Source organism: Gemmobacter aquaticus, assembly GCF_007859075.1.
In the GTDB taxonomy this organism is placed as follows: domain Bacteria; phylum Pseudomonadota; class Alphaproteobacteria; order Rhodobacterales; family Rhodobacteraceae; genus Gemmobacter; species Gemmobacter aquaticus.
Genome location: NZ_VOAK01000021.1, coordinates 139,928 through 164,852, shown reverse-complemented (window position 1 = coordinate 164,852; position 24,925 = coordinate 139,928). Strand labels below are relative to the sequence as shown.

The 24,925-nt window shown below is 65.3% G+C and carries 25 protein-coding genes; 12 read left to right on the top strand and 13 right to left on the bottom strand.

The window, feature by feature from the left end:
* Nucleotides 1-29 precede the first annotated feature (29 nt).
* On the bottom strand, nucleotides 30-1,208 hold the full coding sequence (locus FQU74_RS12505) for a penicillin-binding protein activator (RefSeq protein ID WP_146286805.1): 1,179 nt from the start codon (nucleotides 1,206-1,208) through the stop codon (nucleotides 30-32).
* A gap of 93 nt (nucleotides 1,209-1,301) precedes the next feature.
* Between FQU74_RS12505 and rsmI the strand changes: the two genes are divergently transcribed.
* From rsmI to gshB, 3 genes are read left to right on the top strand one after another with little or no spacing between them, the layout of a single operon-like run.
* Nucleotides 1,302-2,168, top strand: a complete 867-nt coding sequence (gene rsmI / locus FQU74_RS12500) for a 16S rRNA (cytidine(1402)-2'-O)-methyltransferase (protein WP_229704380.1) — start codon at nucleotides 1,302-1,304, stop codon at nucleotides 2,166-2,168.
* A complete protein-coding gene (locus tag FQU74_RS12495; RefSeq protein WP_146286804.1) occupies nucleotides 2,168-2,530 on the top strand; it encodes a YraN family protein in 363 nt (120 codons plus the stop codon). Before rsmI ends, FQU74_RS12495 begins: the two co-directional genes overlap by 1 nt.
* 54 nt (nucleotides 2,531-2,584) lie before the next feature.
* Nucleotides 2,585-3,529 (top strand): glutathione synthase, encoded by a 945-nt coding sequence (gene gshB / locus FQU74_RS12490; RefSeq protein WP_146286803.1) that lies wholly within the window; start codon nucleotides 2,585-2,587, stop codon nucleotides 3,527-3,529.
* 3 nt (nucleotides 3,530-3,532) lie between these two features.
* On the opposite strand, the gene FQU74_RS12485 is transcribed toward gshB, so the two are convergent.
* The 4 genes from FQU74_RS12485 to cobU all read right to left on the bottom strand — a co-directional run bounded on the left by FQU74_RS12485 (nucleotide 3,533) and on the right by cobU (nucleotide 7,163).
* The gene (locus tag FQU74_RS12485) at nucleotides 3,533-5,053 is read right to left on the bottom strand and encodes a YifB family Mg chelatase-like AAA ATPase (RefSeq protein WP_146286802.1); all 1,521 of its coding nucleotides are present in this window, start codon (nucleotides 5,051-5,053) and stop codon (nucleotides 3,533-3,535) included.
* A gap of 44 nt (nucleotides 5,054-5,097) precedes the next feature.
* Nucleotides 5,098-5,970 (bottom strand): glutathione S-transferase, encoded by an 873-nt coding sequence (locus FQU74_RS12480; RefSeq protein WP_146286801.1) that lies wholly within the window; start codon nucleotides 5,968-5,970, stop codon nucleotides 5,098-5,100.
* Between the two features lie 84 nt (nucleotides 5,971-6,054).
* On the bottom strand, nucleotides 6,055-6,618 hold the full coding sequence (locus FQU74_RS12475) for a histidine phosphatase family protein (protein WP_146286800.1): 564 nt from the start codon (nucleotides 6,616-6,618) through the stop codon (nucleotides 6,055-6,057).
* Nucleotides 6,615-7,163 carry a bifunctional adenosylcobinamide kinase/adenosylcobinamide-phosphate guanylyltransferase gene (gene cobU, locus FQU74_RS12470; protein WP_146286799.1) on the bottom strand — a complete coding sequence of 183 codons (549 nt, stop codon included), beginning with the start codon at nucleotides 7,161-7,163 and terminating at the stop codon, nucleotides 6,615-6,617. The genes FQU74_RS12475 and cobU overlap by 4 nt, the downstream gene beginning before the upstream one ends.
* 57 nt (nucleotides 7,164-7,220) lie before the next feature.
* Between cobU and FQU74_RS12465 the strand changes: the two genes are divergently transcribed.
* Both FQU74_RS12465 and coaBC read left to right on the top strand, forming a co-directional pair.
* A complete protein-coding gene (locus FQU74_RS12465; RefSeq protein WP_146286798.1) occupies nucleotides 7,221-8,096 on the top strand; it encodes an RNA polymerase factor sigma-32 in 876 nt (291 codons plus the stop codon).
* Between the two features lie 81 nt (nucleotides 8,097-8,177).
* The gene (gene coaBC / locus FQU74_RS12460) at nucleotides 8,178-9,398 is read left to right on the top strand and encodes a bifunctional phosphopantothenoylcysteine decarboxylase/phosphopantothenate--cysteine ligase CoaBC (protein ID WP_146286797.1); all 1,221 of its coding nucleotides are present in this window, start codon (nucleotides 8,178-8,180) and stop codon (nucleotides 9,396-9,398) included.
* On the opposite strand, the gene FQU74_RS12455 is transcribed toward coaBC, so the two are convergent.
* Nucleotides 9,362-10,162 carry a protein-disulfide reductase DsbD domain-containing protein gene (locus FQU74_RS12455; RefSeq protein WP_146286796.1) on the bottom strand — a complete coding sequence of 267 codons (801 nt, stop codon included), beginning with the start codon at nucleotides 10,160-10,162 and terminating at the stop codon, nucleotides 9,362-9,364. The genes coaBC and FQU74_RS12455 overlap by 37 nt on opposite strands.
* A gap of 139 nt (nucleotides 10,163-10,301) precedes the next feature.
* On the opposite strand from FQU74_RS12455, the gene FQU74_RS12450 reads away from it, so the two are divergent.
* Nucleotides 10,302-10,856 (top strand): YqgE/AlgH family protein, encoded by a 555-nt coding sequence (locus FQU74_RS12450; protein ID WP_146286795.1) that lies wholly within the window; start codon nucleotides 10,302-10,304, stop codon nucleotides 10,854-10,856.
* A gap of 12 nt (nucleotides 10,857-10,868) precedes the next feature.
* On the opposite strand, the gene hemC is transcribed toward FQU74_RS12450, so the two are convergent.
* Nucleotides 10,869-11,813, bottom strand: coding sequence for a hydroxymethylbilane synthase (hemC, locus tag FQU74_RS12445; protein ID WP_146286794.1), 945 nt, complete (start codon nucleotides 11,811-11,813; stop codon nucleotides 10,869-10,871).
* Between the two features lie 126 nt (nucleotides 11,814-11,939).
* On the opposite strand from hemC, the gene hemE reads away from it, so the two are divergent.
* On the top strand, nucleotides 11,940-12,980 hold the full coding sequence (hemE, locus tag FQU74_RS12440) for a uroporphyrinogen decarboxylase (RefSeq protein WP_146286793.1): 1,041 nt from the start codon (nucleotides 11,940-11,942) through the stop codon (nucleotides 12,978-12,980).
* 72 nt (nucleotides 12,981-13,052) lie between these two features.
* On the opposite strand, the gene FQU74_RS12435 is transcribed toward hemE, so the two are convergent.
* Nucleotides 13,053-14,417, bottom strand: coding sequence for a dicarboxylate/amino acid:cation symporter (locus tag FQU74_RS12435; protein ID WP_146286792.1), 1,365 nt, complete (start codon nucleotides 14,415-14,417; stop codon nucleotides 13,053-13,055).
* Between the two features lie 200 nt (nucleotides 14,418-14,617).
* On the opposite strand from FQU74_RS12435, the gene FQU74_RS12430 reads away from it, so the two are divergent.
* The 3 genes from FQU74_RS12430 (at nucleotide 14,618) to FQU74_RS12420 (ending at nucleotide 18,885) form a co-directional block, all read left to right on the top strand.
* Nucleotides 14,618-16,261: a sensor histidine kinase gene (locus FQU74_RS12430; RefSeq protein ID WP_146286791.1), complete on the top strand. Its 1,644-nt coding sequence runs from the start codon at nucleotides 14,618-14,620 to the stop codon at nucleotides 16,259-16,261.
* Entirely contained in the window at nucleotides 16,258-17,586 is a 1,329-nt protein-coding gene (locus FQU74_RS12425; protein WP_146286790.1) for a sigma-54-dependent transcriptional regulator, read from the top strand. Before FQU74_RS12430 ends, FQU74_RS12425 begins: the two co-directional genes overlap by 4 nt.
* Nucleotides 17,587-17,679: 93 nt before the next feature.
* Nucleotides 17,680-18,885 (top strand): aminotransferase-like domain-containing protein, encoded by a 1,206-nt coding sequence (locus FQU74_RS12420; RefSeq protein ID WP_146286789.1) that lies wholly within the window; start codon nucleotides 17,680-17,682, stop codon nucleotides 18,883-18,885.
* Between the two features lie 3 nt (nucleotides 18,886-18,888).
* Here the strand turns inward: FQU74_RS12420 and FQU74_RS12415 are convergent, their stop codons facing one another.
* The 5 genes from FQU74_RS12415 to clpS are packed head-to-tail and all read right to left on the bottom strand — an operon-like array spanning nucleotide 18,889 to nucleotide 22,272.
* Nucleotides 18,889-19,230, bottom strand: coding sequence for a hypothetical protein (locus tag FQU74_RS12415; RefSeq protein ID WP_146286788.1), 342 nt, complete (start codon nucleotides 19,228-19,230; stop codon nucleotides 18,889-18,891).
* Between the two features lie 10 nt (nucleotides 19,231-19,240).
* Nucleotides 19,241-20,095 (bottom strand): oxygen-dependent coproporphyrinogen oxidase, encoded by an 855-nt coding sequence (hemF, locus tag FQU74_RS12410; protein ID WP_146286787.1) that lies wholly within the window; start codon nucleotides 20,093-20,095, stop codon nucleotides 19,241-19,243.
* Between the two features lie 30 nt (nucleotides 20,096-20,125).
* Complete coding sequence (locus FQU74_RS12405; RefSeq protein ID WP_146286786.1) at nucleotides 20,126-20,932, bottom strand: SDR family NAD(P)-dependent oxidoreductase; 807 nt, start codon at nucleotides 20,930-20,932, stop codon at nucleotides 20,126-20,128.
* A gap of 3 nt (nucleotides 20,933-20,935) precedes the next feature.
* Nucleotides 20,936-21,928, bottom strand: coding sequence for a class I SAM-dependent methyltransferase (locus FQU74_RS12400; protein ID WP_146286918.1), 993 nt, complete (start codon nucleotides 21,926-21,928; stop codon nucleotides 20,936-20,938).
* 23 nt (nucleotides 21,929-21,951) lie between these two features.
* Nucleotides 21,952-22,272 carry an ATP-dependent Clp protease adapter ClpS gene (gene clpS / locus FQU74_RS12395; RefSeq protein ID WP_170246243.1) on the bottom strand — a complete coding sequence of 107 codons (321 nt, stop codon included), beginning with the start codon at nucleotides 22,270-22,272 and terminating at the stop codon, nucleotides 21,952-21,954.
* 136 nt (nucleotides 22,273-22,408) lie between these two features.
* Between clpS and FQU74_RS12390 the strand changes: the two genes are divergently transcribed.
* Both FQU74_RS12390 and FQU74_RS12385 read left to right on the top strand, forming a co-directional pair.
* Entirely contained in the window at nucleotides 22,409-23,113 is a 705-nt protein-coding gene (locus tag FQU74_RS12390; protein WP_146286784.1) for an HAD family hydrolase, read from the top strand.
* A 213-nt stretch (nucleotides 23,114-23,326) separates the two neighbouring features.
* Entirely contained in the window at nucleotides 23,327-24,910 is a 1,584-nt protein-coding gene (locus FQU74_RS12385) for a D-alanyl-D-alanine carboxypeptidase family protein (protein ID WP_146286783.1), read from the top strand.
* Nucleotides 24,911-24,925: the final 15 nt, after the last annotated feature.

The following is a 24,925-nucleotide window of genomic DNA, read 5'->3' as shown; positions in this document are numbered from 1 at the left end:
GCAACTGCGGTAACTCCGGGGCGCTGAGATCAGAACCCGGCGCCGCGGAAGCTGCGCGGGGCGGGTTCAAGGATGACCATCTGGTTGTTCCGGATGGTCGCAATTGCCAGTCCGCGCTCGTTGGTGCCATCACGCCGCAGACGGAAGATGCCGTTCACCCCCGCAAAGCCCGAACCCTGCGTCAGCGCATTGGCCGAGAGCGGATTGTTGCCCCCGCGGTTGAGAAGCGCCCCGATCGCGGCGATCCCGTCATATGCCAGCCCGGCAGTCGCGTGCGGCGCCTCGCCGTAGGCCGCCTGATAGCGTGCGACGAACTGGTTGTAGAGCGCCGGATCAGGCAGCGCAAACCAGCCGCCCTGCAGGCCCGGCAGGGTCAGGGCCTGCGTCTGCGTATCCCAGCGTCCCAGGCCGACAAAGGCGGTCGAGGGCGGTGCGATGCCGTTGTCGCGCAGCAGTTGCGTCAGCAATGGCAGGTCGGCATCAAGGTTCGCGGTCATGAAGATCGACTGCGCGCTGGTGTCGCGGGCGCGTGCCACGATGCGGGGGGTCGCGGCGACGATGCCGTTTTGCGACACCTCATAGCCCTCGATCCCGGCGATGTCCCCTCCGGCGCGGCTGATGCCGGCCTGCAGCGCGTCGCGCCCTGCCTCACCAGCGATGCCCTGACCGTGGACAATCAGCGCCCGGCCCTTGCCCTGCGAGACGGCATAGCGGGCCAGCTGTTCTGCGATATTGCTGAAGGTCGGGCCGAGGATGAAGACATTGCCCCCGGCGATGTCGGCGTTGTTGGACAATGCCAGCACATTCACGCCACGGCTGGCGACAGCCACACCTGCGGCATTCGCTTCTTGCGCATACAGCGGGCCGAGGATGATCTTGGCGCCTTCGTCCACCGCCTTGATCGCCTGCGAGCTCGCCATCGCCGGGCTTGCGCCGGTCGGGTAGACACGCAGATCAATCCGCTGGCCACCCAGGTCAGAGATCGCAAGCCGCGCCGCATTCTGCATGCTGCGGGCCATGAATTCGTCAGTCGCCTGTCCCGACCCCGAGGGCACCAGCAGGGCCACCTGCACCGTTTCGCCCGGCCGGACCGATGGCCCGCCGCCTCCGGGACCCCCTGCCGGGACGCAAGCGGCGAGTATCAGCGCGGTCAGCGCAGCGGTGGCACGGCCCAGCGTCTTGCGGGCCCTGTCAAAAACAGAGAACATCGGGCTTCCTCATCCTCGTCGGCGTGACGGTCAGGGCCGAGAATACGCAGACGGATGAAGGAAGTAAACTTGCCAGCGAAGGGGTTACGGGCAATGAGCGAGATGAGGCCAAGGCTCGGGCCGCTGGTTGCCGGCGTGCATTTTGTGGCCACGCCCATCGGGGCGGCGCGAGATATCACCTTGCGGGCGCTGGATATCCTTGCCTCGGCCGATGTGCTGGCGGCGGAAGACACCCGCACCCTGCGTCACCTGATGGAGATCCACGGCATTCCGGTGAACAGCCGGCCACTGGTTGCCCTGCATGACCACAGCGGCGAGGGGGTGATCACCCGGCTGATGGCGACAATCGCCGAGGGCAAATCGGTGGCCTATGCATCCGAGGCCGGAACGCCCTTGATCTCTGACCCGGGGTTCGAACTTGCGCGCGCGGCAATCGGGGCGGGGCATCCGGTGCTGGCCGCGCCCGGACCCTCGGCCGTGCTGGCGGCGCTGACCGTTTCGGGCCTGCCGTCCGACCGATTCCTGTTTGCGGGCTTTCCACCCTCGTCCGGTGCGGCGCGCGGGACGTTCCTTGCCGGGATCGCCCGGCAGGAGGCGACGGTGATTCTTTACGAAAGCCCAAAGCGCCTTAACAAGTTGTTAGGGGAACTGGCCGACCATATCGAAGAGACCCGGCAGGTGGTCATCTGCCGGGAACTGACCAAGCGATTCGAAGAGACGCTGCGCGGGACGCTGGCAGAGTTGCGCATCGAACTGGAAGATCGTGAGGTGAAGGGTGAGATCGTCGTGCTGATCGGCCGGGCCCCCGACCGGCCCGCCGCCGCCGAGGATCTGGACACCGCCCTGCGCAACGCGATGCGCGAGCACCGTGTCAAGGATGCAGCCGGCCTTGTGGCCGAGGCACTGGGCCTGCCGCGCCGCGAGGTTTACCAGCGCGCGTTAAAGTTGATGGAGGAGTGATGCGCAAGGCGCGCGGGGTGACATCGTACCATGCCGGGGTCGCGGCAGAAGAGGCGGTCGCGCGCCACTATGGGCGGGCGGGGTTGCACATCGCCGCCCGTCGCTGGCGCGGCAAGGGGGGCGAGATCGACCTGATCGCGCGTGACGGTGCGACGGTCGTCTTCATCGAGGTGAAGTGCAGCGCCACCCATGCCCAGGCGGCCGAACGGCTTGACATGCGGCAGATGGCGCGGATCGCCAGCGCCGCAGCCGAGTTTCTGGGGCATGAGCCGCAGGGGCAACTCACCCCTGCCAGGTTCGACGTCGCGCTTGTCGACGCATGTGGCTCGGTCGAAATCCTTGAGAACGCCTTTGCTGCGTGATTGCATCGCCCGCCGCGCTTTGGCAGGAAGGGGCGCTAGCACAGGGGATATGACATGCGTCTAAAGGTTGCGTTCCAGATGGACCCGATCGGGTCGGTGAACATCAACGCCGACAGCAGCTTTCGCATCGCGCTAGAGGCGCAGGCCCGCGGGCATGAGCTGTTCTTCTACACGCCCGACCATCTGGCCTTTGTCGAAGGCCGGGTCATGGCGCGCGGCTTCCCGATAGAGGTGCGTCGCGAGCAGGGCAACCATGTGACCTATGGCCCTGAAACCGACGTCGATCTGGGAGAATTCGATGTGGTCTGGCTGCGGCAGGACCCACCCTTCGACATGGGCTATATCACCACCACCCACCTGCTTGAGATGATCCATCCGAAAACACTGGTGGTGAACGATCCCTTCTGGGTCAGGAACAGCCCCGAAAAACTTCTGGTCCTGCGCTTCCCGCATCTGACGCCCCCCACCGCCATCGCGCGCGATCTGAAAACGATCCGTGATTTCAAGGCGCGGCATGGCGACATCATCCTGAAGCCTCTCTACGGCAACGGCGGGGCGGGTGTGTTCCGGCTGGACCCGAATGACCGCAACCTTGCCTCGCTGCACGAGTTGTTCACCTCGATGAGCCGTGAGCCGATGATCGTGCAGAAGTTCCTGCCGGCGGTGGCCAAGGGCGACAAGCGGGTGATCCTTGTGGATGGTGAGCCCGTTGGCGCCATCAACCGCGTGCCGCAGGCCGGTGAGACGCGGTCGAACATGCATGTCGGTGGCCGCCCTGAGCCGGTGGGCCTGACAGAGCGTGACCTTGAGATTTGCCGCACCATCGGCCCGGTGCTGAAGGAAAAGGGGCAGGTTTTCGTTGGCATTGATGTGATCGGCGACTGGCTGACCGAGATCAACGTGACCTCGCCCACCGGCATCCAGGAGCTTGAGCGGTTCGATGGAACCAATACCGCCGCCCGCATCTGGGAAGTGATCGAGGCCAAGCGCGCGGGCTGAAGCTCAGGTCAGCGCGCCCTGCGCCAGTGACAGGCGGTAGCCCACCGCCTCGGCCACATGTGGCTTAAGCACCGTGTCGGACCCGTCCAGATCGGCAATGGTGCGCGCGACACGCAGAACGCGGTGGTAGGCGCGGGCGGAAAGGCCAAACCGCTCTGCCGCGCGGGCAAGCAACGCGCGGCCTTCGGCATCGGGGTTTGCGACCTCATCCAGAAGCCGTCCCTCGATATCGGCATTGGCGCGCACCTGCGGGTGCGCGGCAAAGCGCCGGGCCTGGCGGTCGCGTGCCTCTGCCACCCGCGCGGCCACCTGTGCCGAAGATTCGCCGGTTGCAGGCAGATCGAGATCGGTGAACGAGACCGGCGGCACATCGACGCGCAGATCGAAGCGGTCCATCAGCGGGCCCGAGATGCGCCCGAGATAGTCCTCACCGCAGGCAGGGGCCTTGGCGCAGGCCCGCGCAGCATCGGCCAGATGCCCGCATCGACAGGGATTGGCGGCGGCGATCAGCAGAAACCGGCAGGGGTAGCGCACATGGGCATTGGCGCGGGCCACTACAACATCGCCGGTCTCGATGGGTTGGCGCAGCGTTTCCAGCACGGCGCGCGCAAACTCGGGCAGTTCGTCCAGAAACAGCACCCCGTTATGGGCAAGGCTGATCTCCCCCGGTTTGGCCCCACGCCCGCCGCCCACCAGCGCGGCCATCGAGGCGGTATGGTGCGGCTCTCGGAACGGACGCTCGCGCGAGATGCCGCCCTCGGTCAGCAACCCGGCCAGCGAATGGATCATCGAGGTTTCCAGCGCCTCGGCTGCGGACAAGGGGGGCAAAAGGCCGGGCAGGCGCGCAGCCAGCATCGACTTGCCCGAACCGGGCGCCCCGACCATCATCAGGTGGTGCCGCCCGGCCGCAGCGATTTCCAGCGCGCGCTTGGCACGTTCCTGTCCCTTGACCTCGCGCAGGTCGCGGGTGGTTGCAGGCCGCATGACCTCTCCGGGCTCGGCCGGGCTAATGGGCGATTGGCCGGTCAGGTGGCGCACGACCTGATCGAGCGATCCACCCCCGAACACGCGTGCCGCGCCGACCCAAGCCGCCTCGGCGCCGCAGGCTTTCGGGCAGATGAGCGCACAATCCGCCTCGGCCGCAGCGACGGCGGCGGGCAGGGCGCCCACAACCGCAATCAGCCGCCCGTCCAGCGACAGCTCACCAAGTGCCACAACCCGCTCCACCTCTTCGGCGGGCAGAATGCCGATCGCCGCCAGAAGGGCCAGCGCAATCGGCAGATCGAAGTGCGAGCCCTCTTTCGGCAAATCGGCGGGCGAGAGGTTCACCGTGATCCGTTTTGAGGGCAGCGCGATCGACATGGCCGAGAGCGCCGCCCGCACCCGTTCCTTCGCCTCGGACACAGCCTTGTCCGGCAGGCCCACCACCGAGAAGGCAGGCAGGCCCGGTGAAAGCGCGCATTGCACCTCGACCAGACGTGCCTCGACGCCTTCAAAGGCGACGGTGAATGTGCGTGTGACCATGCCCTGCCCCGTTCACTCTGGTTAACGGGGTAGGGCGCAATGGTTTACGATTGGTAAAGAGCCATGAATTTCGGCCAGGCCTCAGGGTCGGCCACGGTCTTGTCGCGGCAGAAGGCATTGCAAAAGCCAAAGCGGCGCCCCGCAAGCTCCAGCACATGCGTGACCGGATCGCCGGAATAGGGGCAGGTGGCATTTTCGGCCTGCAAGCCTTCGACAGCTTTTGCGGCCAGCGGGCGCGGGCCGGGCCATTCGCGGCGGGCATAGTCGCGGCGGTAGAACTCTTGATCGGCGCCATCGACCATGCCCATGGCCCGCCAGCGACGGAACGAGGGGTGCGCCAGATGTGCTGCAACATAGGCTGCAGCCTCGGCGCCCACGGGCAGGTTGTAGGTGGCAATCCGGGTTGCAACCGGCGCGAAGAAGACATCCGCTGCCGAATAGGCGCCGCACAGCCAGTCTCCCGTGGCCCCTGTCGCCTTGCGTGCCCAGGACCAGAGCGCCTCGAGCCGGGCCAGATCGGCCAGAACCTCGGCCGGCGGCGCGCAGTCCTGATAGCTGACGCGCAGGTTCATCGGGCAGTGGTTGCGCAGGGCGAAAAAGCCTGCGTGCATTTCTGATGCGAGCATACGTGCAACGGCCCTTGTATCGGGATCAGCAGGCCAGAGCCCCGCATCCGGGTGACGGCTTGCCAGTTCCTCGGCGATGGCCAGGCTCTCGCCGATGGCAAGCCCCTCGGCCAGCCGCAACGCGGGAAGGGTCCGCGCAGGGTAAAAGCCCTGCAGGACTTGCGCCACCTCGTCGGTGTAAAGGCGCGCGGTCTTTAGTTTGACCGGAATGCCGAAGGCATCAAACAAAAGCCAGCCGCGCAGCGACCAGCTGGAATAGGCGCGATCCCCGATTGCGAGTTCATAAACCATGCACGATGTCCTTTGCCTGTAGCTTTTCCGCAGGTCTAGCAAAGGGATGTGGGGTGGCCAAACACTGTTTCGTGTCGTGATCCATCACAGAATGTGATTGATCCGCAGCACTTGCCAACCCGCGTCCTCCACCGCGATCTCGGTCAGTGACAAGGGTTCGATGCGGTGGGCGAAGACGGCTTGCACATCGCACCCCATTGCGCGCTGCAGCATCGCAAGGATCGGGCCGAAATGGCAGACAATAATGACCTGCGGGGGCAGGTCATCCATCGCGGCATGAACGCGCCGCCCCATCTGGTTCCAGCTTTCGCCGCCGGGTGGGGATATGTCGCCCGCCTGTTCCCAGAAGGCCCGCAAAAGCGCGGGTTCGGTCGCGTCTACCTCGGCATGTGTGCGGTTTTCCCAAGCGCCAAAGTGCAACTCGCGCAGGCGTGGGTCATGCGGCAGACGTGTGCGCCCGCCTTGCAGCGCATCAGCCGTTGCCATCGCCCGGCTCAGGTCAGACGAGATCACCGGCACGTCGGGCAGGGCGGCAGAGAGCCGGGCAAGGCAGTCTGTATCGCTGAGATCGGCTGGGCGGTCGGTCCAGCCGATCATGGCCTTCGCATGGGTCGGCCCGTGCCGCACCAGCCACAAGCGACGCGTCACGCCGGTGCCCCCTTCAGGACAAGCGGCAGCCCTGCGATCACGGTGACGACACGATCCGCCCGCGCTGCAAGCGTCTGGTTTAGCCGTCCCTGCGCATCGCGAAACCGCCGCGCCAACGCGTTTTCCGGCACAATCGACCAGCCCAACTCGTTGGTCACCATGACCACCGGTGCGGGGCAGGCGTCCAGCGCCCGCAAAAGTGCTGCGGTGTCCTCAGAAAGATCGGCATCCGCCAGCATCCGGTTGGTCAGCCACAGCGTCAGGCAATCGACCAGCACAACCCGCCCGGCAGGAACGGCGCATAGTGCGGGCGCCAGATCCTGCGGTGCCTCGACCGTCTGCCATCCCGCGCCGCGATCCGTGCGATGCTGGGCAATGCGGGCGCGCATTTCGTCATCCCAGGCCTCGGCCGTGGCGATATAGGTCCGCGGAAGACCCGTTGCCGCAACCAGCGCCTCGGCATGGCGCGACTTGCCGGAACGCGCGCCCCCGATCACCAGCGTCAGCGGCGGAAGCGATCCTGCGGGTCGCGGTGATCCGGTCATGCTGTTGCCTCGTAATCCAATCGGTTGTCCCGGATGAACGCCGCTTACGGAGGTTCCATGGCGCTGGATGGATATAACGAGCATCGGATCACGCGCCAAGCGATGAAGTCCGAGATGCTGGATGCGGAAACCGAGCTTGCGCTGGCCCGTGCCTGGCGCGATCGGCGCGACGAGGCGGCGTTGCACCGTCTGGTGCAGGCCTATATGCGGCTTGCGGTGTCGATGGCCGCGCGGTTCCGCCGCTATGGCGCACCGATGAACGACCTGATCCAGGAAGCGAGCCTTGGCCTGATGAAGGCCGCCGACAAGTTCGACCCCGACCGGGGCGTGCGGTTTTCGACCTATGCGGTGTGGTGGATCAAGGCCGGCATTCAGGACTATGTGATGCGCAACTGGTCTATGGTACGGACCGGCTCGACCGCATCGCAGAAATCGCTGTTTTTCAACATGAAGCGCGTGCAGGCCCGGCTGGAGCGTGAGGCTGCAGCCGAAGGTATGGTGCTGGATGCCCACCAGTTGCGCCAGATGGTGGCTCTGGATCTGGGTGTTCCGCTGGCGGATGTGGCGATGATGGAGGGGCGGCTGGCGGGGATGGACTTCTCTCTCAACGCGCCGCAGGGCGCCGATGAGGATGGCCGCGAGTGGATCGACCTTCTGGAAGACGATGGCGCAAGCCCCGGCGCGCTTGTTGAGGCCGAGCATGACACCGCGCATCTGCGCAGTCGTCTGGCGCGCGCGCTGACCCGGCTGAACCCCCGAGAGCGCCATATCGTGCTGGAACGCAAGGTGCGTGGTGACGGGCGCACGCTTGAGAGCCTCGCCACCGAGCTGGGGCTGTCGAAAGAGCGGGTGCGGCAGCTGGAATGCGCGGCCTTTGCCAAGTTGCGCCGCGCGATCGAAACCGACGCGCCCGAGGTGCTGTCGCTTTTGTAGCCCCTGTACCGGCCCAAAGGTTGAGTTTCGCCGCCGCCGCCCCTACAGCTTTCTACGTGCAAGGTGCGCGGAGGTGTGGGAATGCTGGCCGGCAAACGGATACTTCTGGTCATCGGCGGCGGGATTGCGGCCTACAAGGCGCTTGACCTGATCCGTCGTCTGCGCGAACGCGGCGCGGCGGTGACGCCAGTCCTGACCCGGGCAGGGGCGGAGTTCGTGACCCCCCTTTCGGTTTCCGCGTTGGCGGGAGAGAAGGTGCATGAACACCTCTTTGATCTGACGCAAGAGGCCGAGATGGGCCATATCCAGCTCAGCCGCGTGGCGGATCTGATCGTGGTCGCACCGGCAACTGCCGATCTGATGGCCAAGGCCGCGCAGGGGCGGGCGGATGACCTGGCCTCAACGCTGCTGCTGGCGACCGATACCCCGGTGCTGCTGGCGCCCGCGATGAACGTACGGATGTGGTCCCACCCGGCGACGCAGCGCAATCTGGCGGTGCTGCGGGGTGATGGGGTGCGTATCGTCGGCCCGAATGAGGGCGAGATGGCCTGCGGCGAATATGGCCCCGGTCGGATGTCCGAACCCTTGGAGATCGTTGCCGCAATCGAGGGCGCGCTCGCCGACGGGCCGCTCAACGGGCGGCACGTTCTGGTGACGTCAGGCCCCACGCATGAACCGATTGATCCTGTGCGCTACATCGCCAACCGCTCGTCTGGCGCGCAAGGCACGGCGCTGGCCGCGGCACTGCGTGATCTGGGCGCGCGCGTGACCTTTGTCACCGGTCCGGCCAGCGTGCCGCCGCCCGAGGGCGTTGCCGTCGTGCGGGTCGAGACTGCCGCGCAGATGCTGGCCGCAGTCACCGCAGCCCTGCCCGCCGATGCGGCGGTCTTTGCCGCCGCGGTCGCGGATTGGCGGGTGGCCAATGCGGCAGGCCAGAAGATGAAGAAGGACGGAACAGGCCAGCCCCCCGCCCTGTCATTCGCGGAAAATCCCGACATCCTTGCCACGATCGCGCGCATGGCCGAGGGGCGGCCGGGGCTCGTCGTGGGCTTTGCTGCCGAGACGGAGCGCGTTGTCGAACACGCCACGGCCAAGCGGGCCCGCAAAGGGTGCGACTGGATCGTGGCGAATGATGTCAGCCCCGAGACCGGCATCATGGGCGGAAGCGAAAACGCGGTGACGCTGATCACGGATCAGGGCGCGGAAAGCTGGCCCCGCATGGGCAAGGATGCCGTCGCACGCCAGCTGGCCGCGCGGATCGCGGGTCAGTTGACCGGGCAGCCCGTCGCCTCGACCGCCTGACCGTCGCTGAGCACCGTCACTCGCAGCGCGTCGGTCCGCAGGTCGAAGGGTGCGGCCTCGGGCGGGACGATGTCCGACATCGCGATCAGCACATCGCCCTCACGCGTGACTTCCGCCTCGGAAACCCAGGCGGGTTCCGAAGGCTCCAGCACCACCATCTCAGGCCCGGTGCCGGCGGGAAGGCGCATTCGTGCGGTCAGGCGCACGCCATCGGCCAGCGGCTCGACGATACAGGCCAGATCGGCCAATCCGGCCGCCGCCGCCGAGACGGGAACCGCGCCAAGTGCGGCCTTGATCAACGCATCGGGCGCGCCGGATGCAGGCAGGTCGCCCGACAGCGCGATCATCGCGGGCACGCAAATGTCGTTGCAGACGCCCAGAGAGACATCGCTTGCCAGCCAGACCGGGCGTGAGGGATCCTTGGGGGTAATTTCGACCGGCAGGACCAGTTCATCGGCATAACCGATGGTTTTCATGCCCTGAAACTCAAAGATCTCGGGTCGGGGCCAGTGGATCCTGACGGCACCGACATTCTGGGACCCGCCCCAATCAAACTCTGGCGGCACGCCGGTGTCGCCGGGACTGCGCCAATAGGTCTTCCAATGCGGTGCAAGCTGCAAGTGCAGCGCGGCGATGTGCCGCCCGTCCGCCTCGCGCCAGCCAGGGCGAAGCTCGGCCCGAAGGATGTCATCCTGACCGGGGGTCTGGCCGATGGCGGCCGAAACCGAGAGCATCAGGACAAGTGGCGCGACAAGGTGTTTCATCCCCCGAAAAATACGGATGCCGGGGAAATAGGGAAATCACATTCGGGCGACGATTGATGACGAAGTCGCGCGATGTGGCGCGCGCACCCTTGAGAAGCGGCAGAAGCAGGATCATATAATTGCAGGAAGGGAGACGCTCATGGACCTTAGTGGCTCTATCCTCATCTCCATGCCGGGCATGGGTGATCCGCGTTTTGAAAAAAGCGTCATCCTGATCTGTGCCCATTCGCCCGAAGGCGCAATGGGGCTGATCATCAACAAACCCTCGAACGATCTGAACTTTGCGGGGCTTCTGGAGCATCTCGAAATCCCGCGCGGGCCAGAGGGACGCGATATCCGCGTGCAATTCGGCGGACCGGTCGAACGTGGACGCGGGTTCGTGCTGCACAGCGACGACTACTTCGCACAGCAGGGAACGCTGGAGGTTGTTGGCGGCTACGGCATGACCGCAACCTTGGATATCCTGCAGGAACTTGCGCAAGGGCATGGCCCGCGTGAGGCGTTTCTTGCGCTTGGCTATGCCGGCTGGGGGCCGGGGCAGCTGGAATCAGAGATCGCCCGCAACGACTGGCTGACCGCGACGCCGACACACGCCCTGATCTTTGGGTCCGATCAGGCCGGCAAATGGGGTGCTGCGCTGCGCATCATGGGTATTGATCCGATCAGCCTGTCGGCTGTCGGGGGGCGGGCCTAGCGCCATACTGACTTAGCGCCAGTCGAAAAAACCCTTGGGTGCTTGCGCCAGCAAATCCCGCGCAAGGCTTTCGCCCATGGCCGCGCCATCGGCAATCGGGCCGCGTATCTCTCCCGTGATCGATTCGGACCCGTCAGGGCGCAGAATCTCGCCCCGCAGCCAGATGCTGCCGCCCTCAATCACCGCAAGCCCTGCGATCGGCGTCTCGCAAGACCCGTCGAGCGCTGCGAGATAGGCGCGCTCGGCCGCCAGCCGCTCTCCGGTTTCGCGGTGATGGATCGCGGCCAGCATCCGAGCCGCGCGGTCATCTGAGGCCCGCCGCTCGATCCCGATGGCGCCCTGCGCAACGGCGGGCAGCATCTCTTCCGGCGCGATGGCCGATCGCGCGACATCCGCCATGCCCAGACGGTTCAGGCCCGCCATGGCCAGAAAGGTTGCGACCGCGACCCCATCCTGAAGCTTCTTCATGCGTGTCTGCACATTGCCGCGAAACTCGACCAGTTGCAGATCCGGGCGGCGTGCCTTCAGCTGCGCCCGGCGACGCAGGCTTGACGATCCGACGGTTGCGCCCTGCGGCAGATCGGCGAGGCGGGCAACGGCAGGCGAGACAAAAGCATCGCGTACATCCTCACGCGGAAGATAGGTGTCCAGCAACAACCCTTCCGGCTGCGCCACCGGCATGTCCTTCATCGAGTGAACGGCAATGTCGATGCCGCCAGACAGAAGTGCATCCTCGATCTCGCGCGTGAACAGGCCCTTGCCGCCGATCTCTTTCAGCGGGCGATCCAGCACCCGATCGCCGGTCGTCTTGATCACCACGATCTCGAATGCGCCCTGCGGCAGGTCGAAGGCCGCCATCAGCCGGTCGCGCGTTTCATGCGCCTGCGCAAGCGCCAGCGGCGATCCACGGGTGCCGATCTTCAGCGGCGCTGCAAGGGAGGGGAGCATCTGGGTCATGGCCAAGCTCTAGCCTTGGTGCGCCCGGCTTTCAACTGTCGCCTGTGCCGCAGGTGGGCGACACCCTGCCGCGCTTGACTTCATCCCCTTAAGGGGCAAGTCAGGGGCAACAGGAAAGGGCGCCCGATGACCGATCAAAGCCAGAAAACCATCCTTCGCGCCCTGCGGGGCGAGGTGCTGCCCACGCCGCCGATCTGGATGATGCGGCAAGCCGGGCGCTATCTGCCGGAGTATCGCGCGACGCGGGCCCAGGCTGGGGATTTTCTGAAGCTGTGCTACAACCCCGACCTTGCGGCCGAGGTGACGCTGCAGCCGATCCGCCGCTATGGGTTTGACGCGGCCATTCTTTTTGCCGACATCCTGCTCATCTGTCAGGCACTTGGGGCCGATCTCTGGTTTGAAACCGGCGAGGGGCCGAGGCTTTCGACCGTGACCACGCCTGCGGATATGGCGGCGCTGAAGCCCGCGACAGCCATTCATGACCGCCTCTCACCGGTGTATGAAACCGTGCGGATACTGTCGCGTGAACTTCCACGGGAAACCACACTGATCGGCTTTGCCGGCGCGCCCTGGACGGTCGCCACCTATATGATCGCCGGGCGCGGCACGCCGGATCAGGGGCCTGCGCACGCGTTGAAGGCTGCGGATCGGGCGACCTTTGCCGCGCTGATTGATCTGATTGCGGATGCGACGATTGATTACCTGTCGGAACAGGTGAAGGCCGGGGCCGAGGTGGTCAAGCTCTTCGACAGCTGGGCCGGCAGCCTGAAAGGGCCGGACTTCACCGATTTCGCGGTAAAGCCTGTGGCCCGGATCATCGCCGAGCTGAAGTCGCGCCACCCCGGCCTTCCGATCATCGCCTTCCCGCGTGAGGCGGGGCAGGGTTACGTCGGATTTGCGCGTGCGACCGGGGCCGATTGCGTGGCGCTCGACAATTCGGTGACCCCCGAATGGGCGGCCGCTCATGTGCAGGTCGATGGCTGCGTGCAGGGCAATCTGGCGCCCGGGCATATGGTCACCGGGGGCGAGGCGCTGGTGCGCGAGACACGCCGCGTGGTTGAGGCCTTCCGCAAGGGGCCGCATATCTTCAACCTTGGCCATGGCATCACCCCGGATGCCGACCCCGAGAATGTGCGCTTGATGATCGACACCGTGCGCGGCGCCTGATCGTCCGACCCGCCATGCAGAAGGGGCGGCCGCATCCAGCAGCCGCCCCTTTGATTCTGTCCGAAGGCGCGATCAGTCTGCGCTGGCCTCGCCCAGTTGCAGGCCCGCGGGTGCGCCGTGCAGCTCGGGCTTGCCGCCGCGCGCCGTCACCTTGCCGTCAAGCGCCGCGTTGAACTTTTCGACATCCAGCGCGCCATGCCAGCGGCTGACCACCACGGTTGCAACCGCATTGCCGATGAAGTTGGTGATCGAGCGGCATTCCGACATGAAGCGGTCAACGCCGAGGATCAGCGCCATACCTGCCAGCGGCACGGTCGGCACCACCGAAAGCGTCGCGGCCAGCGTGATGAAGCCCGCACCCGTGACACCCGCAGCCCCCTTGGACGACAGCATCGCCACCGCCAGCAGCAGGATCTGCTGTTGCAGCGTGAGGTCGGTGTTGGTGGCCTGCGCGATAAACAGCGCCGCCAGCGTCATGTAGATGTTGGTGCCGTCGAGGTTGAAGGAATAGCCGGTCGGAACGACCAGACCCACCACCGGGCGGGCGCATCCGGCGCGCTCCATCTTCTCCATCAGGCTCGGCAGAGCCGATTCCGAAGACGACGTACCCAGAACTAGCAGCAGCTCGGCCTTGAGGTAGGCGATCAGCTTGAAGATCGAAAAGCCGGTCAGCGTGCAGACGGTGCCGAGGATCACGATGACGAACAGCGCCGAGGTCAGGTAGAACGTGCCCACCAGTGCCGCAAGGTTCACGATCGAGGCGATACCATATTTGCCGATGGTAAAGGCAAAGGCGCCAAAGGCACCGATCGGCGCGGCCTTCATCAGGATGTCGACCACACGGAACACCGCAAAGCTGATGGCCTCCAGCATGTCCACGACAGGCTTGGCCTTGTCGCCCACCAGGATCAGCGCGATGCCGAAGAGGATGGCGATGAACAGCACCTGCAGGATGTTGCCCTCGACAAAGGCCGAGGTGAAGGTGGTCGGAATGATGTCGAGCACAAAGCCGGTCAGCGTCGTCTCATGCGCTTTGGTGGCGTAGTCGGTTACCTTCGATGCATCGAGCGAGGCCGGGTCGATGTTCATGCCCGAGCCGGGCTGCACGACATTGGCCACGATCAGGCCCACGATCAGCGCGAGGGTCGAGAAGAAGAAGAAATAGGCGAATGCCTTGCCCGCGACGGCACCGACCCCGCGCAGGCTGCCCATCCCGGCAAGGCCGGTGACGATGGTCAGGAAGATCACGGGCGAGATGATCATCTTCACCAGCTTGATGAAGCCATCCCCGAGCGGTTTGAGGTTGACGCCAAGATCAGGCTGGAAATGCCCGATCAGTGCCCCTGCCACGATCGCAATCAGGACCTGAAAATAGAGATGTCTGTAAAAGGGTCGCGGTGCGTGCACCGCCGGGTTTGCCGACGAATCGATATGCATGAGGCCTCCTCCAACCTGCTGATGTCAGTTCTGTGACTGCATGATAGTCAGCGAAGGTCTGTTCGCACGTTTTGGCGGCATTGCGTGTAACGCATTGATTATTGGCTGTATTGATGTGGCGTGTCTGGGAGAAATGTGTGGAATAACACACATTGAATATGTAATAGTGCGAAAAATGAAACACAGTGGAGTGCCGTGCCGTGGCACTGTCGCATCGGCGCATTGCTGGTCTTGCGCTTGCCCTGCTGGGGCTTTTGCTTCTGGCGCAGGTCTTTGCGCTGTCGCATCGCGCCGCCCTTTCGCGGCTTGAGGTAGAGGCCGGCGTCTCTGCCCGCGTGCGCGCCATGGCGCTGGAGGCAGAGCTTGCCAAGCAGCGCGCGGTGGTTGCGATCCTCGCAGATGACGCGCTCGTGGCCGAAGTTCTGGCCAATCCCGGCGAAACAGAACCTGTCTCGCGCAAGCTTGATCGCCTGCGCGACGAAACCCATGGGGCGGTGATCTATCTGCTCGATCGCACTGGCACGGCGCTTGCGGCGTCCAACTGGGACGCGCCAGACAGTTTTGTCGGTGCCGACTACAGCTTCCGCCGTTACTTCACGGATGCCCTGCGCGCCACCACCGCACAGCAGTTCGCGCTTGGCACGGTCAGCCACAAGCCGGGGCTGTACCTGTCGCATAGTGTGCTGCGCGGGGCGGATGTCCTGGGCGTGGTCGTCGTCAAGGTTGAGTTTGACGCGCTGGAGGCCGCATGGGCCGATGGGGCCGGTGCGACCCATGTCACCGATGAAGAGGGGCGGGTGGTTCTGTCCAGCACCCCGGGCCTGCGTTTTGGTGCCATGCCTGCGCCGGGCAAAGGGCAGCTCGCCTCGGTGGCAGAGCTGCCCTCGATCGGCTGGCGGCTGACGGTTTTCGCGCCGACAGCCCCGGCGCAACAGGCCGCAATGCTGGCGACACTGGCGGTGGCGCTGGTGCTTGCCGCGCTGGCTGGCGGCGCCGGTTTCGTCCTGCGCGGCAAGGCCCGTGCCGAGGCACGCGAGCAGGCCGAGCGCCGCTATCGCGCCGATCTGGAGCGCGAGGTCGCGCTGCGCACGCAAGAGCTTTCGACCGAGATGGGTGAGAGGGTGGCTGCCGAGGCGCGTCTTGCGACGCTGCAGGCCGATCTGGTGCAGGCCAACAAGCTGGCAGCCCTTGGCCAGATTGCCGCTGGCGTCGCGCACGAGGTGAACCAGCCGCTTGCGACCATTCGGCTACTGTCGGAAAACGCGCGCCACCTGCTGCCCGCAGATGCGCCCCCGGATGTCTCGGGGAACCTGGGCTCCATCCTGCGTATGACCGACCGCATCGGTCGCATCACCACCGAATTGCGGAGCTTTTCGCGCAAGGCACGCGGGTTGGTCGAGCCCACCTCGCTGGCGGATGCCTTTGAAGCCTCGCTTCTGTTGACGGCCAGCCGGATGCGCAGTGCGCCGGTGCGGATCATCCGCCCTGAGATCCCGCCGGACCTGAGGGTCATGGCCGAGGCGGTGCGGCTGGAGCAGGTGCTGGTCAACCTGCTGCAAAATGCGCATGAGGCTCTGGACGGCCGCCCCGACCCGGAGATCCGCATCGCGATGGCCTTGGCTGATGACCGGGTGACGCTGACCGTTTCGGACAACGGCCCCGGAATTGCGCCCGAGGTGGCAGGACAGCTGTTCATTCCCTTCGCCACGACCAAGGAACAGGGCGTGGGCCTTGGCCTAGTCATCGCCCGCGATATCGCCCGTGACTTTGGCGGCAGCCTGTCAGCCGACCCGGCTGTTGAGGGGCAGGGCGCGTGCTTCCGGCTGGAGCTGCGCCGCGCATGAGCGATGCCCCGCAAGCGCCCCTCGTTCGACTTGTCGATGATGACGCCGATCTTCTGGCCGCGCAGGTGCAGTCCCTGCGCATCGCGGGCTTTACGGCAGAGCCTTTCGCCTCGGCACCCGATGCGCTGCGCGGGCTGACACGCGACTATCCGGGTGTGGTGCTGACCGACGTGCGGATGCCCGGCATGGATGGGTTGGAGCTTCTGGCGCGGTTGCGCGTGCTGGACCCGGACCTGCCCGTGATCCTGCTGACCGGGCATGGCGATGTGCCCATGGCGGTGCAGGCGCTGAAGGATGGTGCATGGGACTTTCTGACGAAACCCGTCGGGGTGGACGACCTGATTTCCACCTTGCGCCGCGCAAGTGCCGCCCGCGCGCTGGTGATCGAGAACCGGATGCTGCGTCAGATGCAGACGGCGCGCGACAGCGGCCCGCAGCTTCTGGGCGAAAGCCCGGCGATGGTGCGTCTGCGGGAAACCGCGTTGCGTGTGGCCGAGGCCGGGGCGGATGCGCTTATCCTCGGCCCTTCGGGCGCGGGAAAAGAGGCGCTGGCCCGTGTCATGCATCGTGCCTCGTCCCGGCGGGCGCGGCCCTTTCTGCATGTGAATTGTGCCGCCATTGACGAGGCGCGCTTTGAGGCCGAGTTTCTGGGCGCAGAGGCGGTGGCTGGCCGGCCCCGGCGTCCGGGCCGCCTGGAGAAAGCCCATCGCGGCACGCTGTTTCTGGACGAGGTTGAGGCCCTGTCGCCTGCCCTTCAGGCCCGTATCCTTGCGCTGATCGATTCGGCTGAACTTTGGGTGCCGGGGGCTGAACAGGCCCGCCCGCTCGATCTGCGGGTCATCGGTGCCACGCAGGCGGATCTTGCGGTGCGTGTCAGCGAAGGGCGCTTCCGCGCCGATCTTTACTATCGACTTTCACCGGTCAGCTTGACCTTGCCGCCGCTTGTCGCCCGGCGCGAGGATGTGCCGCTGCTGTTTCGGCACTTCCTGCTGTCGGCCTGTGCGCGGCTGAAGGTTCCGGTCCCTGTACTGACGCCCGGTGTGAAGGTGCGGCTCGCGGCGCATGATTGGCCCGGAAACGTGCGTGAGTTGCAGCAGTTCGCCGAGCGCCATGCCCTGGGGCTTGCGGATGACGCGGGCGAGGAGGGGGTGCAGCAAAGCCTCGCCGACATGACTGCCGCCTATGAGGCCGAGGTCATCCGCGATGCCTTGCGGATCGCGCGCGGCAATGTCACCGCGGCGATGGCGCGCCTCCATGTGCCGCGAAAGACCTTTTATGACAAGCTGATCCGGCACGGAATCCGTGCAAAGGACTATCGACGATGACCAAAGGTTAGGTCAGCCTTATTGACTTTCTCTTGCGTGCGAAGCAGGCTCCGCCCCGCGACAATGGGCCCGCGACAATGGGGGAGACTCGGGATGCAATGGACGGACGTTTTGGCCTCGCGGACCACGCGGATGAAAGCCTCGGAGATCCGGGAGCTTTTGAAGCTTCTGGACCAGCCCGACATCATCTCTTTCGCAGGTGGTATTCCTGACCCGGCCCTTTTCCCGTCTGATGCCTTTTCGCAGGCCTTCGCCGAGGCGATGTCTGGACCAAAGGCCGCACAAGCGCTGCAATATTCGGTGTCCGAAGGGTATCTGCCGCTGCGCGAATGGATTGCCGGTCGCATGGCGGCCATCGGGATCCCGTGCGCGGCGGACAACATCCTGATCACCTCAGGTTCGCAGCAGGCGCTGGATTATCTGGGCAAGCTGTTCCTGTCGCCCGGCGACACCGCGATGGTGGGCTGGCCGACCTATCTGGGAGCGCTCGGCGCCTTCAACGCCTATGAGCCGCGGTATGTGCGACTGGACCCGCTGTCGAACGCAGCACCGGAGGCGGTCAGGGCAGAGGCCAAGGCTGCGGGTGGGGCGGTGAAGTTTGCCTATCTGTCGTCCGATTTCGCCAACCCGACCGGCGAGACGCTGGACCAGCGCGGCCGCGAGGCGCTGCTCGATCAGGCCGAGGCCCTGAACTGTGCAGTGATCGAAGACGCCGCCTATCAATCGCTGCGCTATGAGGGTGAGGACGTACCCCCGATCCTCGCGCTGGATATCCGCCGCAATGGCAGCATCGAAAACACCCGGACCGTCTATTGCGGATCGTTCTCCAAGACGCTGGCGCCGGGTCTGCGCGTGGGCTGGGTCTGCGCCGCGCGCGAGGTGATCGGGCGGCTGGTGCTGATGAAGCAGGCGGCCGATCTGCATTCCTCAAGCCTGAGCCAGATCGCAACCCATATGGTTGCGCGTGATCTGTTCGATGCCCATGTCGCCAAGCTGCGCAGCACCTATAACGCGCGCCGCCTGCGGATGCTGGCCGCACTTGACCGCGAAATGCCCGAGGGTGTCCGGTATACCCGCCCCGAGGGTGGGATGTTCGTCTGGCTGACCTTGCCCGAGGGGATGGACGGCGCGCAACTGCTGGCCCGTGCGATCGCCGAGGAACGTGTGGCCTTCGTGCCCGGCGGGGCCTTCCATGCCGACGGATCAAACCGCAACACGCTGCGGCTGTCATTCTCTTGCGCGTCCGAGGCGCAGATCGACGAGGGGATAAAGCGGCTCGGCCGGCTTTTGCGGGCGTGACGTCTAGCCCGCGATGGCAATTCCCATGGCGGCAAGCTGCGCAAGCGCGGCTTCCGCATTGTCACAGGCCTTCAACCGGATCACGACCTGACGCGCGTAGCCAAAGCGACCGGCTTTGGCGGCGCGTAGGGTGATCGCAAGCCCGCCGGGGCCGATCGCCGCGCTTTCCACAGCGTCTTCAGCGCCGAAATCCTCGTCGTTCACCTCAAACCACACCGGTCCGCCCGCCTTGGCTTGCCGGAACAGCGCGTAGCTTTCGTCGCGCGCATCAACAAAGCCCACGAAGACCTGACCGTCTTCTTCGGCAACACTCGCATAGGCTGCCTTCACCACCAGATCGCTCATGCGCGTGTCCTCAGTACCACTTTGCCACAGGCGGAAGGCTCATCAGGACGGCATCGGCATTGTGCCCGGTTTCCAGCCCGAATTTCGTGCCGCGGTCGTAGACGAGGTTGTATTCGGCATAAAGCCCGCGGTGCAGAAGCTGTGCCTCGCGGTCGGCCCCCGTCGCGGGCGTGCCAAGGCGACGCTCGGTTACGGGCAGGAAGGCGGGCAGGAAGGCCTGACCGACCGCTTGCGTAAAGGCAAAGTCAGCCTCCCAATTCCCGGTGTTCAGATCATCGTAGAAGATGCCGCCCACGCCACGTGCCCGGCCGCGATGGGGCACAAAGAAATACTCGTCCGCCCAGGCCTTGAAACGGGGATAGTATCCCGCGTCATGCGCTTCGCAGGCCTGCTGAAGCGTCGCGTGGAAATGCGCGGTATCCTCGGCATATTCGATGCACGGGTTCAGGTCCGCGCCCCCGCCGAACCACCAGGCATGCGGGGTCCAGAACATGCGGGTGTTCATATGCACGGCCGGTGTGTGCGGGTTCTGCATATGGGCAACAAGGCTGATGCCGCTGGCCCAGAAGCGCGGGTCATCCCCCATGCCCGGCACGCCGCGCGCAGCCATCGCCTTTTGTGCCCGCTCGCCCAGCGTGCCGTAGACGGTCGAGACGTTCACACCCACCTTCTCGAACACACGGCCACCGCGCAACACGCTCATCACCCCGCCACCGCCGGTTTCGCGGGTGGTGGGGGTGACCTCGAACTGGTGGCTGCCGCCGGCCTTCGCCTCCAGCGCCTCAAACGCCGCGACGATCTGGTCGCGCAAGTCGCGGAACCAGGCGGCGGCGCGATCTTTGCGGGGGGCGAATTCATCAGTCATCGGAAACTCCGCTTCGGGGGCTGCGCCGCGTCAATGCGCGGCACTCGCCACGGCGTCAAGAAGCCCGCGACCGCCATCAAGTCGCAGCACCTGACCGGTCATGAAGGCAGAAGCATCCGAGGCGAGGTATTGCACCGTTTCCGCCACCTCGGCGGCGGGGGCGATGCGACCAAGGGGGGTTCCGGCAAGGATCTGGCTGCGCAGTTCGGGCTGCTGCTTCAATTGCGCCTGCAAGGTCGAGGTCAGGACAGAGCCTACCGCCACCGCATTTACCCGGATGCCCTTGGGTGCCAGTGACAGGGCCAGTCCGCGGGTCATCTGCTCAACACCCGCCGATGCAAGCGAAAAGCCCAGCAGATCGGGTGTGGACTGCCGCGCCGTGGTCGAGGTCACGTTGACAATCACCCCGCCCGGAGCCTCTGACGCATCGCCTTCGGCATGTGCGATCATCCGGCGGGCCACCTGCTGGCTCAAACGCAGCCCGGTCATCACGTTCTGTTTGAAAAGCGCCTCGACATTGTCGCTATCGGGGCTAAGTGGATCGGACAGTGCGATCTGCCGGGCGGCATTGACCAGAATATCGATGCGCCCAAAGGCGTCCATCGTCGCCGAAAGCAGGTTCGAGATCGTCAGCTTCTGGCACAGATCGCCCGCAAACATGCGCAGGGGGCCTTCGCCCTTGGCCTCGTCGCCGATCTCAGCCTCCAGCCGCGCCTCGTCAATGTCGGCAAACATCACATTCGCGCCGCGGTCGATGAAGTGACGCGCAATGGCAAGGCCAAGCCCGTTCGCCGCGCCAGTCACGATGGCGGTTTTCCCTTGAATGGACAGTGACATGGGTCAGCCTCCGGCACGTCGGTTGGGATGGGCGGCGCGCACAAGGCGGAAGACGCCGTCGCCGCCGATGTCTTCGACCTCGCGGAAGGTCGTGCGCAGAAGCGGATCGTAGGGCAGGTGGCGGTTCGCAACCAGCCAGAGCGTTCCGTCCGGCGCCAGCATGCGGCTTGCCGCGCGGATGAAGGCAAGGCCAAGCGCAGGATCGGCCTCACGCCCGGTGTGGAAGGGCGGATTGCAGACGACCGCGCCTGCCAGATGCGGCACCTGCCAGAGGGTCGCATCGGCCCAGTGAAAATGCGCGCGCGGGTCGGTGATGTTCTGACGCGCACAATCGAGTGCGGTCAGGTCAGCCTCGACCAGATGCAATTCCTTGACCCCATCGCACTGCAGGATCCGGCGCGAGAGATAGCCCCATCCGGCCCCCAGATCGACGACGCGCGAGGGTAGTTTGCGCGGTAGGGCGGCTGCCAGCATCTCGGACCCGCGGTCCGGTCCATCGGCCGAGAAGACGCCAGGCAGGGTCTGGAATCCGTCGAACGCATGCGGCACAGCGGCCCAGTCGGAAAGTGCGGCGCCTGCCGGAAAGGCAAAGATCCGGCCATGCGCCTTTGCGACCACCTCACCCACCTCGACACGGGCGCGCAGGTCTTTCAGCATCGAATCGACCCCGTCGGTCTTCTGACCATCAACGATGACCGGGGCGCCAGACGGCAGGGCGGCGCAGGCTGCGGCTAGCAGCGCGCGTGCACCGGCCTTGGCGCGGGGCAGGCAGACCAGTGCCGCCACGCAATCCGCTGGCATCGCCGTCGCACAGACAAAGCCGCGCGCGTTGAAATGGTCATGGTCGGGCTTGAATCCCGTGACCACAACGATGCGGTCTTTTGGGAGGGCCGAGAGGTCATCCCCCGCCTGCGGAGACAGAACCGCAATCTGCCCCGTTTCGGGCAGCGCAATTGCGCCGGAATCCAGCGCCAGAGAGAGGCGGGTCGAGCGCATGGAGACAGCCCCGGAGATCCGGGTCACTCCTTTTCCATGGTGCATTGCAGCGGGTGCTGGTGGCGGCGGGCAAAGTCCATCACCTGCGCCACCTTGGTCTCGGCGACCTCAAACGAGAAGACACCGACCACCGCCAGTCCCTTCTTGTGGACGGTCAGCATGATCTCGAACGCCTGCGCATGGTTCAGGCCAAAGAACCGCTCAAGGATATGGACCACGAATTCCATGGGGGTGTAGTCGTCGTTCAGCAGCAGCACCTTGTACAGCGGCGGTCGCTGCGTGCGCGGCTTTGCCTTCGTCATGATCGACGTCTCGGGACCATTCCCCGGAACTTGTTCGGACATCATGACTGGATGAAGGGGCACGGCACTCTCCGGGCTGGGCGGAATCGCGGGGCGGATCAGAGCGCGAAGTATAGCGCGCAACGAGGTGGAATCAAAAGGGCTGGCGTTCATTCCTTGCATTGGGCAGGTTCGCGCCATGAACGAGATCAACTTCATCGGATTCGACGCCGACGACACGCTCTGGCAGAACGAGGCCTTCTTCCGCCTGACGCAAGACAGGTTCGAGCGCCTTCTGGCCGATCATGTCGCACCCGAGCACCTGCACGAGCGCCTTCTGGCAGCCGAGCGACGCAATATCGGCCACTATGGATTCGGCGTGAAGGGATTTGTCCTTTCGATGATCGAAACCGCGATCGAGGTGACCGATGGCCGCGTTGCGACATCGGTGATCGCCGAGTTGATGGCGGCGGGGCGCGAGATGCTTGAACATCCGATCGAGCTTTTGCCCCATGCCCGCGAGGCGGTGGTGGCTGCCGCCCAGCATGGCGCGCAGGTCGTCCTGATCACCAAGGGCGATCTGCTGGATCAGGAGCGCAAGCTGGCGCAATCGGGTCTTGGAGATCTGTTTACCGCGGTCGAGATCGTTTCTGACAAGCGCCCCGAGGTCTATGCGCGCATCTTCTCGCGCCACGGGGTTCAGTCAGGGCAGGCGATGATGCTGGGCAATTCCTTGAAATCCGACGTGCTTCCGGTGATCGAGGCCGGTGGCTGGGGTGTCCATGTTCCCCATCAGCTGACATGGGCACTGGAGCGCGCAGATCCGCCGCACGGCCACCCAAGATTTGCCGAGTTGCCCGATCTTTCCGGATTTGCGGCCTTGCTGCGCGGTTTCACTGCTTGATATGGTGTTGCGGCATAAAATGAACCACAAGATATGCGAGAGTGCATGAATGTCACAGGCTAACCCCACGGAATTTACGGGGTTTTCGCCCGGCGCGATGCTGTGCTAGGCTCGATCCAAAGCCCCGGAAACAGGGGCGCTGAGGCAGAAACGAAGGCAAGGGGCAGCGACGTGGTTTCGCGACTTGGGCAATTCGTCCGTAATATTACGTTGATGGCCGCATTTCTGGCGGCGGCAGCCTGTTCGGCCACCAAGCCGACCCCGGCTTCCGCTGCGCCATATGCCGCCTATGTCATGGATGCACGGACTGGCGAGACGATCTACGCCAACAACGCCGACACGCGGCTGCATCCGGCATCGCTGACGAAGATGATGACGCTCTATATCGCCTTCCAGGCGGTCAATAGCGGCGAGATCAGCCTTGATTCGATGGTCACGGTCACAAAATACGCGGCCGGTCAGGCGCCCTCTCGTCTGGGCCTGCGGCCGGGGCAGAAGATCGCGTTGCGCCACCTGATCCGCGCTGCTGCCATCAAATCGGCCAACGACGCCGCGACAGCGATCTGTGAGGCCATTGGTGGGTCCGAGGCGGGCTTTGCCAAGCGGATGAACCGCACGGCCAAGCAGATCGGGATGAACAACTCGACCTTCGTGAACTGCAACGGGCTGACCTCGAAAGGGCACCTGTCGACGGCGCATGACATGTCGATCCTGGGCCGCCGGCTGTTCTACGACTTCCCTGAATACTACAACATTTTCTCGCGCCGCGAGACGGATGCCGGCGTGACGGATGTGGTCTCGACCAACCGCAAGTTCCTCGATGCCTATCGGGGCGCCGACGGGATCAAGACGGGCTTCACCAACGCGGCGGGTTTCAACCTGACGGCCTCGGCCGAGCGCAACGGCGTGCGGATCATCGCGACCGTCTTTGGCGGCACCTCGACCGCGCAGCGCAATGCCAAGGTGGCCGAGCTTCTGGATTTGGGCTTTGCCAAGGTCAAACCGGGCAAGGCCGTGATCCCGCCTGCTCCGATTGCCCCTGCGATCGACCCGGCCGCCGATGGCGACCCGGCGCTGATGGCCGAGAACGATCCGACGGCAGGCGCCAAGGTTGTGCGCGTCAGCGGTGCGGTGCGCAGTTCACTCCGGCCGCGCCCGCGCCCGGCTGTTTCTGCAGCACCTGCGTTGATGGTTGCAACGGCCGCGCAAGAGATTGCTCCGGTGGCAGCCGCGCCCGCCCCGGCTTCACTTGATGCCGCAAGCGACCCTCTGGCCGAGATGATTGCCGCAGAGGTTGCCGTGAACGCCATGCAGGGCGACATTGCCGGCGCGCTGGCCGAAGCGACGGGCGGCGGTGCAGACTCGGTTGCCTTCGCCGCGGCTCCGCAACCCGATGCGGGAAGCGTGGTCTCGCTGGCCTCGATCGCGGCGACCCCCGCACCACCCGCACCCGAGCCCGCGCATGTGCCGACAGTGATCCATACCTCGTCGGGCGAGCAGATCGCGTCGGTTGAGCCGGTCCCGACCGAGCCGGAAGTTGTCACCCGGATCTCCACCTCGGGGGGGCGTCACTGGGGCATCAACATTGGCCGTTTTGCAAGCCGGATGACGGCAGAGCGTGCGCTGATGCAAACCATGCTTGAAGAAAGCGCAACGCTTGACGAATCGCTGCGCAAGATCGTTCAGCGGTCGTCGGGGTATGATGCAAACTTCATGGGGCTGAGCCAGAAACAGGCAGAGCTGGCCTGTCTGCGCCTGCAGGCGCGCGGCTCGCAGTGCTTCACGATCGGGCCGTAAGCGGCCCGACGCCCG